Source organism: Streptomyces sp. NPDC014734 (genome assembly GCF_043083325.1).
Taxonomy (GTDB): Bacteria; Actinomycetota; Actinomycetes; order Streptomycetales; family Streptomycetaceae; genus Streptomyces.
Window position 1 is genome coordinate 40,931 of sequence record NZ_JBIBYN010000001.1, and the last position, 12,284, is coordinate 53,214.

The following is a 12,284-nucleotide window of genomic DNA, read 5'->3' on the forward strand; positions in this document are numbered from 1 at the left end:
GGAGCTGACCCGGGACCCGGGGGCTGTCGCGGTGCCCGCCGTACGGAGCCCGGGGCCGGAACGGCCCCGGGACCTCCCCGGCCGGGCTCACAGCCCGGCGATGGCGTTCCATCGCTTGGCGAACTCGGTGCGCTCCTCCGACGTGATGTCACGGGCGATGGCCAGCCGCTTGCGCATCGCGTCGTCGGGGAAGATCAGCGGGTCCTCGGCGAGGGCGGCGGTCTCCTCGTCCTTGGATGAGGCCAGCACCTCGCGGGCGGCCGGGACGGGGCAGACGTAGTTGACCCAGGCCGCCAGTTCGGCGGCGACCTCCGGCTCGTAGTAGTAGTCGACGAGCTTCTCGGCGTTGCGCTTGTGGTGGGCGAGGTTGGGGATCATCAACGACTCCGCCCACAGCTCGGCGCCCTCCTCGGGGACCACGAACTCGATCTCCGGGTTGTCGGCCTGGAGCTGGATGACGTCGCCCGAGTAGGCCTGGCAGGCGAGCACGTCGCCGGTGGAGAGGTCCTTGATGTAGTCGTTGCCGGTGAAGCGGCGGATGTGCTTCTTGCGGACCAGTTTCTCGACCTGGTCGCAGATCAGGTCGAAGTCGTCGCGCTCCCAGCGGGTGATGTCGACGCCGTTGCCCTGCATCAGGAGGGCGAAGGACTCGTCGAGCCCGGACAGGAGCGTCACCTTGCCGCGCAGGTCGTCCGCCCACAGATCGCTCAGGTGCTTGATCTCGCGACCGAGCCGCTTGCGGTTGTACGCGATGCCGGTGATCCCGGACTGCCAGGGAACGCTGTGCATCCGGTCCTTGTCGAAGGCGGGCGAGCGCAGTTGCGGGTCGAGGTACTTGGCGACGTTGGGCTGTTTCGTCCGGTCCATCTCCTGCACCCAGCCGAGCCGCACGAACCGCGCGGCCATCCAGTCGCTGATGACGATCAGGTCCCGGCCGGTCTGCTGGTGGTTCATCAGCGCGGGGCTGATCTTCCCGAAGAACTCGTCGTTGTCGTTGATCTCCTCGGTGTACGTGACGGAGATGCCGGTGCGCTTGGCGAAGGTGTCGAGGGTGGGCCGCCTCGACGCGTTCTCGTCGTCGGTGTCGATGTAGAGCGGCCAGTTCGCGAAGTGCAGGGCGTGATCGCGCGCCGAGGTGTCACGGCCCGCGCGGTCGCCGGGCTGCACGTAGGCGGCGGGCACTCCGCAGCCGGCCAGCGCGATTCCGGTCGCCGTGGCCCCGAAGGCGCGCAGCAGGGACCGGCGGGGCATGGGGTTCTTCGGGGTTGCTCGCACCTGCGCAGGATGCCGGTCGGCGACGGCACGGGCAATGGACCAAGCGTCCAGCGGCACACGCCCCGTACGCACACCCTGTCGAGCCGGGCGCCCGCCCGGGACCACGGGTACGGCCCCGGGCGGGCGCCCGGGGCCGTACCGAGAAGGGGACTCGCGCGTCAGCCGTCGAGCGAGGTCATGACGTGCTTGATGCGGGTGTAGTCCTCGAAGCCGTAGGCGGAGAGGTCCTTGCCGTAGCCGGACTTCTTGAATCCGCCGTGCGGCATCTCGGCGACGAGCGGGATGTGGGTGTTGATCCACACGCAGCCGAAGTCGAGGTTCTTGGACATCCGCATGGCGCGGGCGTGGTCCTTGGTCCACACCGAGGAGGCAAGGGCGTACTCGACGCCGTTGGCGTACTCCACGGCCTGGGCCTCGTCCGTGAACTTCTGGACGGTGATGACCGGGCCGAAGACCTCCTGCTGGATGATCTCGTCGTCCTGCTTGAGGCCGGAGACGACGGTCGGGGCGTAGAAGTAGCCCTTCTCGCCGACCCGGTGGCCGCCCGCCTCGACCCTGGCGTGGGCGGGGAGCCGCTCGATGAAGCCGCTGACCTGCTTCAGCTGGTTGGCGTTGTTGAGCGGGCCGTACAGCACGTCCTCGTCGTCCGGCAGACCGGTCTTGGTGTCGGCGGCGGCCTTGGCGAGCGCGGTGACGAACTCGTCGTGGATGGACTCGTGGACCAGCACCCGGGTCGCGGCCGTGCAGTCCTGTCCGGCGTTGAAGTAGCCCGCGACGGAGATGCCCTCGACGGCCTTGGCGATGTCGGTGTCCTCGAACACGACGACCGGGGCCTTGCCGCCGAGCTCCAGGTGGACCCGCTTGACGTCCTTGGACGCGGACTCGGCGACCTGCATGCCGGCCCGCACCGAACCGGTGATGGAGGCCATCGCCGGAGTCGGGTGCTCGACCATCGCCCGGCCGGTGTCGCGGTCGCCGCAGATGACGTTGAAGACGCCCTTGGGCAGGATCTGGCCGATGATCTCGGCGATCAGCACGGTCGACGCCGGGGTGGTGTCGGACGGCTTGATGACGACGGTGTTGCCCGCGGCGAGCGCCGGGGCGAACTTCCAGACGGCCATCATCATCGGGTAGTTCCAGGGCGCCACCTGCGCGCAGACGCCGACCGGCTCGCGCCGGACGATGGAGGTGAGGCCCTCCATGTACTCGCCTGCCGAGCGGCCCTCCAGCAGCCGGGCCGCGCCCGCGAAGAAGCGGATCTGGTCCACCATCGGCGGGATCTCTTCGGTGCGGGTGAGTTCGAGCGGCTTGCCGGTGTTCTCCGACTCGGCGGCGATGAGGTCCTCGGCGCGCTCCTCGAACGCGTCGGCGATCTTCAGCAGGGCCTTCTGGCGCTCGGCGGGGGTGGTGTCGCGCCAGGCGGGGAAGGCGGCCGCGGCGGCGTCCATCGCGGCATCGACGTCGGCCTGCCCCGAGAGCGGCGAGGTCGCGTAGACCTCCTCCGTCACCGGGTTGACCACGTCGATGGTCCGCCCGTCGGCGGCGTCCCGGAATTCTCCGTTGATGTAGTTGCGCAGACGGCGCACCTCGGTGGTCACAGCCACCCCTCCTGTCGACACGTCCAATGGGTGAGACGCCCAGCCTAGTCGCTTCGGTGTCGCTTTCGACATGCCCACCCGCCGCGAACTTCGGATTCAGTGAGATCTGGGCTCTCATACAACGAATTTCATCGCTTCGGGGTTGCCAGACAGACGAGTCCCGGTGCAGAGTGGATACGTGGCAAGCCGCAGCGCAGACTCCAGGAACGGGAACGGATCCTCCCCAACGGTCGATGCCGTCTCCCTCGCGATCATCGAGCAGCTCCAGGAGGACGGGCGTCGCCCGTACGCCGCGATAGGCAAGGCCGTCGGCCTGTCCGAGGCGGCCGTGCGGCAACGCGTTCAGAAGCTGCTCGACCAGGGCGTGATGCAGATCGTCGCCGTCACGGACCCGCTCACCGTGGGATTCCGGCGGCAGGCGATGGTGGGCATCAACGTCGACGGTGACCTCGACCCCGTCGCCGAGGCGCTGTCGGCCATGGACGAGTGCGAGTACGTGGTGATGACCGCGGGCTCCTTCGACCTGATGGTGGAGATCGTCTGCGAGGACGACGACCACCTGCTGGAAACGATCAACAAAAGCATCCGGGCCATACCCGGTGTGCGCTCCACCGAGAGCTTTGTCTACCTGAAGCTCAAGAAGCAGACCTATATGTGGGGAACCCGATAGCCGTGAGCAAGGACCTCAGCCGAACCGCGTACGACCACCTGTGGATGCACTTCACCCGCATGTCGGACTACGAGAACGCGCCCGTTCCCACCATCGTGCGTGGCGAGGGCACCTACATCTTCGACGACCAGGGCAAGCGCTACCTCGACGGCCTGTCCGGCCTGTTCGTGGTCAACGCCGGTCACGGCCGTCACGAGCTCGCCGAGGCGGCCTACAAGCAGGGCCAGGAGCTGGGCTTCTTCCCGGTCTGGTCCTACGCCCACCCCAAGGCCGTCGAACTCGCCGACCGCCTCGCGGACTACGCGCCGGGCGACCTCAACAAGGTCTTCTTCACCACCGGTGGCGGCGAGGCGGTGGAGACCGCCTGGAAGCTCGCCAAGCAGTACTTCAAGCTCCAGGGCAAGCCGACCAAGTACAAGGTCATCTCCCGTGCGGTCGCCTACCACGGCACCCCGCAGGGGGCCCTGTCGATCACCGGCCTGCCGGCCCTGAAGGCCCCCTTCGAGCCGCTCGTCCCCGGTGCGCACAAGGTCCCGAACACCAACATCTACCGCGCCCCGATCCACGGCGACGACCCGGTGGCCTTCGGCCGCTGGGCCGCCGACCAGATCGAGCAGCAGATCCTCTTCGAGGGCCCGGACACCGTCGCCGCGGTCTTCCTGGAGCCGGTGCAGAACGCCGGCGGCTGCTTCCCGCCGCCGCCCGGATACTTCCAGCGCGTGCGCGAGATCTGCGACAAGTACGACGTGCTGCTCGTCTCCGACGAGGTCATCTGCGCCTTCGGCCGCCTCGGCACGATGTTCGCCTGCGACAAGTTCGGTTACGTACCGGACATGATCACCTGCGCCAAGGGCATGACCTCGGGCTACTCCCCGATAGGGGCATGCATCGTCTCGGACCGGATCGCCGCGCCGTTCTACGAGGGTGACAACACCTTCCTGCACGGCTACACCTTCGGCGGTCACCCGGTGTCCGCGGCGGTCGGCCTCGCCAACCTCGACATCTTCGAGCGCGAGGGCCTCAACCAGCACGTCCTGGACAACGAGAACGCCTTCTTCACCACGCTGCAGAAGCTCCTCGACCTGCCGATCGTCGGCGACGTCCGCGGCAACGGCTACTTCTACGGCATCGAGCTGGTGAAGGACAAGGCCACCAAGGAGACCTTCACCGACGAGGAGACCGAGCGCGTCCTGTACGGCTTCCTCTCCAAGGCGCTGTACGACAACGGCCTGTACTGCCGGGCCGACGACCGCGGCGACCCGGTCGTCCAGCTCGCGCCGCCGCTGATCTCCGACCAGTCGACGTTCGACGAGATCGAGGGCATCCTGCGCAACGTCCTGACGCAGGCGTGGACCAAGCTCTGACCGCGCTCTGATCCACGGCCCGATCGGGACCGGCCACGGACCGCCCCCGATCGTCGGCCCTTCCGTCCGGCCGCCGCCCGGACGCCGCTCGACCGGCGTCCGGGAGGCGGTCGTCCCGTACGGTCCGCACACGGCCCGGGTGCGCCCATTCGAGTGGGATGGAGCGCACCCGGGCCGTGTGCTGTGCCCACACCGCGGTTCGGATCCCTACCGTGCCGAGTGACCGATCGGCCCGCTCTTCGTTCCCCCGTACGGGGGAAGGGAATGACGATCTGAACCGAGGTGTACGCCATGGTGGCCCCGCCGGACAACGACGTGATCTGGGCGCGTTCCCTACAGCACTCCCACAACGGCTCACCCGCGCTCGGCGGAGTCTCCATGGGGGTCCGCGACGGCGAGATCCTCGCCGTGACCGGCCCACGGGGCAGCGGCAAGACCACGCTGCTGCACTGCCTGTCCGGTCAACTGGTGCCCCAGGAGGGCGAGGTGTGGTTCAACAGCGTCCCCGTCCACACCATGGGTCCCCGGATGCGCGAGCGACTGCGCCGTGACAGGTTCGGCTGGATCGCCCCCGATCCGCAGCTCGTCCCGGAGCTGAACGCCTGGGAGAACGTGGCGCTTCCGCTGCTCCTGCGTGGCGCCTCGCACCGGGAGGCGCGGCGGACCGGCCTGGAGTGGCTGGAACGCCTCGACATCGGCACCTGCGCCAAGCAGCGGCCGCACACCCTGCTCCAGGGAGAGCGCCAGCGGATCGCCGTGGCCCGCGCGCTCGCCGCCTCACCGACGGTGATCTTCGCCGACGAGCCGACCGCGACCCTGCACCGCACGGACCGGGCGCACGTGCTGCGCACCCTCGCCGCCGCGGCCCGGTCGCACCGCATCACGATGGTGCTCGCCACCCACGACGCGGAGGTCGCCGCCCTCGCCGACCGCACCGTTCCGCTGCTGGACGGGCGCCGCGTCGCCACCGCCGCCCTGCCCGCCGTATCCGATGCGGAGGGCCGCGCGGCGTGCTCGCTCTCCGTCTAGCCCGGGGTTCACGCCCGCTGGTCCTGGTGCGCAGACTGCTGGTGGCCGCCGCCTCCGCCGGGGTCGGTTTCCTGCTGCTGTGCGCCCTCGCCTACGCCTCGGGACACCCGACGCGTTCCACCGGTGCCGTGCTGCGGCTGCTGTGGTGCTTCGTACCGCTGGCCGCCGCCGTGCAGTTCGCTGTCGCGGTGGCCCGCACGGACCCCGGTACCCGTCCCCGCCCGGGGCTGTCCGCCGTGGGCCTCGGACCGGTGCGGCTCACCGTCCTCGCCGCCGTCTCCACCGCTCTCTCCTGCACGCTCGGATCGGCGGTCGCGCTGCTGCTCTTCCTGCATCTGCGCGGAGACCTGTCCGGGCTGCCGTTCGACGGCGCGGCGGCCGGGCTGCTCGACGGGGGCGCCCCGCTGCCGGTCGCCGCGGCGCTGGTGCTGCTGGCCCTGGTCCCGGTGTCCGCGGCGACGGCGAGCGCGCTGGCGCTGCGTTCCCGCCCGATCCCCACCGCCCCGGCTCCGGAGGACTCCGCCGCGGACACCCCGCCGCAGGAGCAGCCCGTTCCGGCGGGTCCTCCGGGCGGCCTGCCGTGGGGCGTGGCCCTGACCTCGCTCGGTCTCGCCGTGGAGGCGTATCTGAGCCGCGGCGACGGCCACAGCCTGCTCCCGCTCCCCGGCAGGCTCGACGCCACTCCCGCCGGGGTGCTCGCGGGATGGGCGCTCACGGCGATCGGCCTGGCCATGGCCGGACCCGGCCTGGCGTACCACTGCGGCCGGCTGTTGCAGGCGGCACGCCCCGGGGCCGTACGGCTGCTGGCCGGACGGGTGCTGATGGACGAGGCGCGCCGGATCGGGGGACCGCTCGGCATGGTGTGCGCGGTGCTCTCCGCGGTGGTGGCCGCGTACGCGCTGCACGGGACGGGCCCGCGCCCGTTCGGCCCGCTCACCACGCTCGGCGCGGTGCTCGTCCTCGGCTGCACGACGGCCACGCTGCTGACGTCGGCACTGGAGGCGAAGCAGGACCGGGCCGGTACGGCGCGTACGCTGCTGCGGCTCGGCGCCCCGGTGTCCGCGCTGCGCTCCGCGACGGTGCTGCGCGCCGCCGTGCTGCTGCTGGTGTTCGCCCCGCTGACCTGGCTGATCGCCGAGCTGGCGGCACTGCCGCTCACCGTCTGACGGCGGCCGACGTCCGTTCCCGGACCGCGACAGGTCCGGGAACGGACGTACGGGCAGGTCCGGGACCGGACGGACGGGCGGGCGGATCCGGGGACGTGCAGGCAGGCCCGGGAACGGACGGGCACATCCCGGAACGGACCGGCAGATCCCGGAACGGACGGGCAGATCCCGGAACGGACTGGCAGATCCCGGAACGATCAGGCACGTCCCCGGAATCCGGGGACGGACGGGACCGGGAATCAGAGGGTGGCGAGCCGGGCGGCGAGTGCGTCGAAGAACGCCTCCCAACCGTCCTCGGCCGCCGCGTACTGTTCGGCCGTGAGGTTGCCCCCACGCTGCCGGAACACCATCTCCGTGGTTCCCCGGCCGCGCTCGCCGAAGGTGACGGCGATCGTCTCGCCCTCGATGTCGGCGGGCGCGGTGGCGTCCTTCATCGTGAACACCAGCCGCTCGGGGGCGGCCACCTCGCGATAGACCCCGTGGAACGGCATCTCGACGCCCGGCACGACCATGACCAGGCTCCAGGTGCCGCCCGGTCTGACATCCATCGACACCCGGTCGAGCGGCACCTCGGCGTCCCCGCCGTACCAGGCCGCGAAGTGCTCGGGGGTCGTCCACGCCTCGAAGACCCGCTCGCGCGGGGCGTCGAGGACGCGGATGATGTCGATGCCGTCGCGTGCCGACCGCGTCATGGTTCCCGTCCCTCTCGTCGCCCGGAGCGCGTCCGGCACCGTCCGGCGCCGTCCGGCCCCCAGCCCGCCGTTCCGTCCTCCCCAGCTTGCGGGGACGGTGCCGCCCGGACCCGTCGCCCATGACGGATCCACACGGACGAAGTGGTTCCGAGCAGCGGAAAGAGCGGCGGAGGGCCGCCGGAAGCGATTGGTCCGGTCCGGTGAACGCGGGCCGCTCCCGCAGCGGATCACCGCGCCACGGGGCAGGAGCGGCCCGCGCGGGAAACCGCCCCGCACGAACCGGTCACCGGGCGGTGGGCAGCACCACGCTCTCCGCCGCGTCGAAACCGACCCCGACCGTCGCTCCCTCCTCGGGGGCGTCCCGCAGGGCGCACTCCGCCTCCAGTGACGGGCCGTGCTCCGGCAGCAGCCGTAGGGAGACGTGGTTGCCCCGGAAGGTGCGTGCCCCGACCGCGCAGCGCAGCCCCTGGCCCGGATCACCGATCCGCACCCCGGACGGCCGCACCAGCAGGTCGCACGCCCCCTGCGGCGAGCCCTCCGGCACCGGCACGCTCCCCCACGCCGTGTCGGCGGTCGCGCCGTTCACCGTCGCCTCCACCACGTTGTCGAAGCCCAGGAAACGGGCGACGAAGGCGGAGGCCGGCCGCCGCCAGACCTCCAGCGGCGTGCCGATCTGGGCGATCCGCCCGTCGCACATCACCACCACCCGGTCGGCCAGCGCGAACGCCTCGCCCTGGTCGTGCGTGACGGCCAGCACCGTCGTACCCAACCGGCCGAACAGCGTGCGCAGTTCGACCACCAGACGCTCACGCAGACCGCGGTCGAGCTGCCCCAGCGGTTCGTCGAGCATCAGCAGCTTGGGGCTCGGGGCGAGGGCGCGCGCGAGCGCGACCCGCTGCTGCTCCCCGCCGGACAGCGCGGCGACGGCCCGCCGTTCGGCACCGGGCAGACCCACCAGGTCCAGGAGTTCGCCGACCCTGCGGTCCCGGTCGCGGCGCGGCATCCCGCGCATCCGCAGCCCGAAGGCGACATTGGCGCCGACGTCCCGGGTCGGGAACAGCTGGTGGTCCTGGAACATCAGGCCCAGACCGCGCCGGTGCACCGGCACTCCGGCCTGGTCCGCTCCGTCCAGCAGCACCCGGCCGCCGTCCGGCACCTGCAACCCGGCGACGACCCGCAGCAGGGTCGACTTGCCGCTGCCGCTCGGCCCCAGCACGCACACGATCTCGTGCTCGGCGACCTCCAGGTCCACCGCGTCGAGCGCGCCGCGCCCGCCGAAGCGGACCGTCGCCGATTCCAGTGTCAGCATCTCCAGAACTCCCCGGACATCTCTAGAACTCCCCGGACCGGTCCGTGCGGATCCGTTCGAGCAGCAGCAGCGAGACGGCGCAGACCACCATCAGAATGGTGCTGAGGGCCATCGCCTGGCCGTAGTTGAGCTCCCCGGCCCGGCCCAGCAGCCGGGCGACGGCGACCGGCAGCGTCGGCCGGTCCGGCCGCGCGATGAACACCGTCGCGCCGAACTCGCCCAGCGACACCGCGAACGCGAAACCGGCGGCGACCAGCAGGGCCCGCCGTACCAGTGGCAGATCGACCTCCCGCCAGACGCGCAACGGTGACGCGCCCAGCACCGCCGCCGCCTCCCTGAGCCGGCCGTCCACGGCGCGCAGCACCGGCAGCATGGTCCGCACGACGAACGGCACACCGACGAGCGCCTGGGCCAGCGGCACCAGAATCCAGGAGGTCCGCAGATCCAGCGGCGGCTTGTCCAGAGTGATCAGGAAGCCGAAGCCGACGGTGACCGCGGACACTCCGAGCGGCAGCATCAGCAGGGCGTCGAAGCCGCGGACGAACCGCCCCGCGCGCCGGGCCAGCGCCGCGGCGGCCAGCCCGCCGACGACCAGCGCGATCGCGGTCGCGACCAGCGCGTACCGCACGGAGTTCCCGATCGCTTCGAGCGGTGCGACCAGGAAGGTGCCGCCCCCCGCGTCGACGGACCCCAGCGCGCGGTAGAAGTCGAGGCCATGACCGCCCGCGGTGTCCAGCGAGCGTTCGACCAGCACCCCGAGCGGCAGCAGGATCAGTACCAGCACGGTCAGCAGCACCGCGCAGAGCAGCGACCACTGCCCCGCGCCGCGCGGCCTGCGCGCGGTCTGCGCCGGGTCGACCAGCTTCAGCGCGGTCTCCCTGCGCCGCACCGTCCGGGCGTGCACCGCGAGGATCGCGCCGACCGCGGCGAACTGCACCAGGGTCAGCACGGCGGCCGTCGGAAGGGCGAGCAGTTGGGCGGTCTGCCGGTAGATCTCCACCTCCAGTGTGGCGAAACCCGGACCGCCGAGGATCTGGACGACGCCGAAGGAGGTGAAGGTGAAGAGGAAGACCATCAGCGCGGCGGCGGCCACGGCGGGAGCCAGGGCCGGCAGCGTGACCCGCCGCCAGGCGGCGAACCGTCCGGCGCCCAGCACCCGTGCGGCCTCCTCCTGCCGGGGGTCGAGCTGCGACCACAGTCCGCCGACGGTCCGCACCACCACCGCGTAGTTGAAGAAGACATGGGCGAGCAGGATCGCCCAGACGGTGGTGTCGAGGCGCACGCCCCACAGTTCGTCGAGGAAGCCGCCACGCCCCAACAGCGCCAGGAACGCCGTCCCGACGACCACGGTCGGCAGGACGAACGGCACGGTGACGACCGCGCGCAGCAACTGTTTGCCGGGGAAGTCGAAGCGCGCGAAGACGTACGCGCCGGGCAGCGCGATCAGCAGGGTCAGCGCGGTGGAGGCGAGCGCCTGCCAGGTGGTGAACCACAGGACGTCCCGGATCTCCGGACGGCCCAGCACCTCACCGATCCGGCCGAACTGCCAGACACCGTCCGTCTTCAGCCCCCGCCCGACGATCGCGACGACGGGATAGGCGAAGAACAGCGAGAAGAACGCGACGGGCACGGTCATCAGGGCGAGCCTCACCGCGCTCCCCCGCCGGGCCCCGCCGCGCATCCGGCCCGCGCGCCCGGCCCGCGCGCGGGACCCGGCACCGTCCGGGCCCCGCCCGGCGGCACCGCCCCCGTCGGCCCGCGCGCCCCCGGGTCCCGTTCCCCGGATGTCCGTTCCCCGCGCGGGGGACTTCGCTACTTCACCGCGAGCGAGGACCACGACTGGACCCACTGCTCACGGTTCTTGGAGATCAGGTCGGGGGCGACCGTCTTCGGCCCCTCGACCGTCGCGCCGAACTTCGTGAAGAGTTCGGGCAGCTTCACGTCCTTGACGACCGGGTTCACGAACATGTTCAGCGGCATGTCCTCCTGGAACTCCTTGCTGATCAGGAAGTCCAGCAGGGCCTTGCCGCCCTCCTCGTTCCTCGCCCCGTCCAGCAGGCCCGCGAACTCGATCTGCCGGAAGCAGGTCCCGGTGACGACCCCGGTCGGTGCCTCGGTCGGCTGCGGCTTCGCGTACAGCACCTCGACGGGCGGGCTGGAGGCGTACGAGACGACGAGCGGCCGGTCGGCCTTGGCCTTCCTGCCACCGGCCGAGCCGGAGAACTCCTCGTTGTACGCCTGCTCCCAGCCGTCCACGACCTTGACGCCGTTGTCCTTCAGCTTCTTCCAGTAGTCCTGGTAGCCCTTCTCGCCGTAGGCGGCGACGGTGCCCAGGAGGAAGCCGAGACCGGGCGAGGAGGTCGCCGCGTTCTCGGTGACCAGAAGGTTCCTGTACGCGGGCTTCGCCAGGTCGTCGAAGGTCTGCGGCGGGGCGAGCTTCTTGTCGGCGAAGTACTTCTTGTCGTAGTTGACGCAGATGTCGCCGGTGTCGACCGGGGTGACGCGGTGCTCGGCGTCCAGGCGGGTGTCGGCCGCGACGGCGTCGAGGCCCTTCGCCTCGTACGGCGTGAAGAGCCCGCTGTCGAGGGCCCGGGAGAGCAGGGTGTTGTCGACGCCGAAGAACACGTCGCCGCGCGGCGATCCCTTGGTCAGGATCTCCTGGTTGAGCGCGACGCCCGCGTCGCCGCTCTTGAGCACCTTGACGGTGTATCCGGTCCGCGCGGTGAATTCCTTCAGCACCGCGTCGGAGGCGTTGAAGGAGTCGTGGCTGACGAGCGTGACCGTCTTGGAGCCCGAGCTCTTCGTTCCCGATCCCTTCGTGCCACCGGAACCGGAGGACGACGTGTCGGAGCCTCCGCATCCGGCGAGTGCCGTGACGCCGAGCGCGGCGGCGACGGCCGTGACCGCGAGCTGCGTGGTCCTTCGCGTGGTGTTCATTGTGAATTCCTCCTGGATTTTGGCCAGGAAGAGACGCGGCCCCACCCGCGGGAGGCGGGCAGGGCGCAACAGCATGAGTTGATGACCGAACTTCCTACCCGGAATGACCCGGGCGAGGTTCAGAGGGTCTGCGGCCGGCCTGTCCCCGGTACCGCACTCTCAGCGCTGTGGCGCTCCCCTGTCGGAATATGAAGTTGATTTCCGGCCCAGGTTACACGGGGGTCCGCCAGGGCCGGCCGCCCGG

The 12,284-nt window shown here is 71.0% G+C and carries 10 protein-coding genes and 1 riboswitch; of the genes, 4 read left to right on the plus strand and 6 right to left on the minus strand.

What is annotated here, in order from left to right:
• Positions 1-87: 87 nt before the first annotated feature.
• Positions 88-1,251, minus strand: coding sequence for a PotD/PotF family extracellular solute-binding protein (locus ACF1CT_RS00225; RefSeq protein ID WP_391782140.1), 1,164 nt, complete (start codon positions 1,249-1,251; stop codon positions 88-90).
• A gap of 182 nt (positions 1,252-1,433) precedes the next feature.
• On the minus strand, positions 1,434-2,873 hold the full coding sequence (locus ACF1CT_RS00230) for a gamma-aminobutyraldehyde dehydrogenase (protein WP_391781486.1): 1,440 nt from the start codon (positions 2,871-2,873) through the stop codon (positions 1,434-1,436).
• A 178-nt stretch (positions 2,874-3,051) separates the two neighbouring features.
• On the opposite strand from ACF1CT_RS00230, the gene ACF1CT_RS00235 reads away from it, so the two are divergent.
• The 4 genes from ACF1CT_RS00235 (at position 3,052) to ACF1CT_RS00250 (ending at position 7,102) form a co-directional block, all read left to right on the plus strand.
• Positions 3,052-3,543, plus strand: a complete 492-nt coding sequence (locus ACF1CT_RS00235) for an Lrp/AsnC family transcriptional regulator (protein WP_391781487.1) — start codon at positions 3,052-3,054, stop codon at positions 3,541-3,543.
• On the plus strand, positions 3,528-4,907 hold the full coding sequence (locus ACF1CT_RS00240; protein WP_391781488.1) for an aspartate aminotransferase family protein: 1,380 nt from the start codon (positions 3,528-3,530) through the stop codon (positions 4,905-4,907). Before ACF1CT_RS00235 ends, ACF1CT_RS00240 begins: the two co-directional genes overlap by 16 nt.
• 291 nt (positions 4,908-5,198) lie before the next feature.
• The gene (locus ACF1CT_RS00245) at positions 5,199-5,936 is read left to right on the plus strand and encodes an ABC transporter ATP-binding protein (RefSeq protein WP_391781489.1); all 738 of its coding nucleotides are present in this window, start codon (positions 5,199-5,201) and stop codon (positions 5,934-5,936) included.
• On the plus strand, positions 5,918-7,102 hold the full coding sequence (locus tag ACF1CT_RS00250; RefSeq protein ID WP_391781490.1) for a hypothetical protein: 1,185 nt from the start codon (positions 5,918-5,920) through the stop codon (positions 7,100-7,102). The genes ACF1CT_RS00245 and ACF1CT_RS00250 overlap by 19 nt, the downstream gene beginning before the upstream one ends.
• 239 nt (positions 7,103-7,341) lie before the next feature.
• Here ACF1CT_RS00250 and ACF1CT_RS00255 read toward each other — a convergent pair whose 3' ends face one another.
• The 4 genes from ACF1CT_RS00255 to ACF1CT_RS00270 form a co-directional block, all read right to left on the minus strand.
• Positions 7,342-7,794: an SRPBCC domain-containing protein gene (locus tag ACF1CT_RS00255; RefSeq protein ID WP_391781491.1), complete on the minus strand. Its 453-nt coding sequence runs from the start codon at positions 7,792-7,794 to the stop codon at positions 7,342-7,344.
• 283 nt (positions 7,795-8,077) lie between these two features.
• Positions 8,078-9,103 carry an ABC transporter ATP-binding protein gene (locus ACF1CT_RS00260; RefSeq protein ID WP_391781492.1) on the minus strand — a complete coding sequence of 342 codons (1,026 nt, stop codon included), beginning with the start codon at positions 9,101-9,103 and terminating at the stop codon, positions 8,078-8,080.
• A 22-nt stretch (positions 9,104-9,125) separates the two neighbouring features.
• Positions 9,126-10,739, minus strand: coding sequence for an ABC transporter permease (locus ACF1CT_RS00265; RefSeq protein WP_391781493.1), 1,614 nt, complete (start codon positions 10,737-10,739; stop codon positions 9,126-9,128).
• 176 nt (positions 10,740-10,915) lie between these two features.
• A complete protein-coding gene (locus tag ACF1CT_RS00270; RefSeq protein WP_391781494.1) occupies positions 10,916-12,040 on the minus strand; it encodes a thiamine ABC transporter substrate binding subunit in 1,125 nt (374 codons plus the stop codon).
• A gap of 73 nt (positions 12,041-12,113) precedes the next feature.
• Positions 12,114-12,230, minus strand: a riboswitch (TPP riboswitch).
• Positions 12,231-12,284 lie beyond the last annotated feature (54 nt).